1 protein-coding gene is annotated in these 1,589 nt (G+C 45.7%); it reads right to left on the bottom strand.

Annotated features, from left to right (window positions below):
• Positions 1–917 precede the first annotated feature (917 nt).
• Complete coding sequence (locus B147_RS0109475) at positions 918–1,463, bottom strand: hypothetical protein (protein WP_020586971.1); 546 nt, start codon at positions 1,461–1,463, stop codon at positions 918–920.
• Between the last annotated feature and the right edge of the window lie 126 nt (positions 1,464–1,589).

Below are 1,589 nucleotides of genomic sequence, written 5' to 3'. Positions count from 1 at the left end.
CTGGATTTCACCCGACAGGAATTTTCACCCTGCAAGATGCGCCGAGCTTTGCTCGGCGCGACAACGGGGAGCTGAGGGGCCGGGCTTTTAAACCCAAAAGCCCCAATAAAAAGTTAAATTTTCATGAACCAGGCACTTCCGAAAACGCCGCGCAGTAAGCCCGGTCCCTCTCCAGCGTTTTGTGTGTGCCGGGCACGGCACNTGTTCTTAAAAGTGAGTCAAATGTATAGAATTTCAATACATTTGGCAAGTCTTAGACCCAGCCGGATGGAGGCGAAGGGTGTAGTGGTAGTGCAACGGGGTATCGGTGACGGTGCTTCGGGAGGAAGCCGCTTTGCTGAGGCAAGGTACCACGAAGGTACGGGATGACGTACAGGAATCGGATATAAGGCGCACATACCGGGACGAGCCTGCACAACAAGGTGAAGTCCTCTATCCATTAAAGGGTATGTCCGTAAATCCGGCATTCACGTACTGAAAGACACGTGTTTACCCCGGGAGATCTCCCATGTGCCGGATTGGCTGAGGGCCGGGTAACCGGTCTTGACCGCATGGGAGAAGTCAGCAGAGGGCATAGTAGTTGGAGGAAACGAGCCGGGCCTCCCTGTCATGGGAGAAGTACACCCGGAGGCCTCACCCCGATGAAGGCCTGAACGGTACCCGGGCCGAATGGCTTGGGTAAATGGTTGTGGTGAGTAAGTAGAAGGATTTTATGGAAATAATGCGGCAGTGGTCGAAATTTCCATAGCATGACTTTGCCCAAAGCCCGATAAAATCGGTGGGATAACCTACAACCGATTCTATTCATACCAGCCGAACCGCCTTGGTACGAGATCCGTACGCCCGGTGGTGTGGGAGGGCTCCTCAGTAATGGGGAGTCCTATCCCTATTGGGCATTTTTATTTAATTTAAACCAGTTAGCTTTTTTCACATAATGGGGCAGACGATATGTTCAAATGAATATTTTCATTATCTAATCTAAGCTCATGCCCCATAATAAATTTTCGAATATCTGGGAATAAATCCTTTTGTCTTTTTTGTAAGCTTTCAAAAATACTAAGCATTGAGGCTACATCTTGAGCATCACAATCGCTCGGTAGTGCATCTTCTATCCACTGTTCTTGAAGTTTATTCTGTTTTTCTTGAGGTAAATAAGCCATATTCCATATCATTATAGATAAAGAAATTATTCCACGAACTTTAATTTCATCTCCCCAATACATTTTGATATATGGTTCAACTATTTTAAGGATTACAGCTGACATTTTGATTTGATCAGGATTATCGATAAAGTTCATTTTTTCCGAATCTAAGCCCAATCCTTTAAGCATATCCTGTATCTTCGTATTTAACTTATTGTACTTTGCTTGTTTTTTTTCATCGGTTGCAATATTTTCAGCATTAAAAATAGAAGGTTTCTTCTTATTTCTTTTAGACAGCTTCTTACGTATTTGTTTTCCCATTCCCTATACTTTCTTTTTCGATGTTTCTTGGAGCCTCTCGCGGTAGGAACGCCAGTTACCCAGCGCCCCCCGCACAGACCCGGACGTGCGGTTTTCCCGCATCCGGTTCCTCGGTTATACTCGCTT

The organism is Desulfobacter curvatus DSM 3379 (genome assembly GCF_000373985.1).
Lineage (GTDB): Bacteria > Desulfobacterota > Desulfobacteria > Desulfobacterales > Desulfobacteraceae > Desulfobacter > Desulfobacter curvatus.
The sequence above is the reverse complement of the archived record's forward strand: the minus strand, read 5'-3'. Positions and strand labels throughout refer to the sequence as shown.

What these genes read in the sequence shown, in the direction of transcription:
- B147_RS0109475 (WP_020586971.1), bottom strand. Translation starts at nt 1,463, where the DNA reads ATGGGAAAACAAATACGTAAGAAGCTGTCTAAAAGAAATAAGAAGAAA.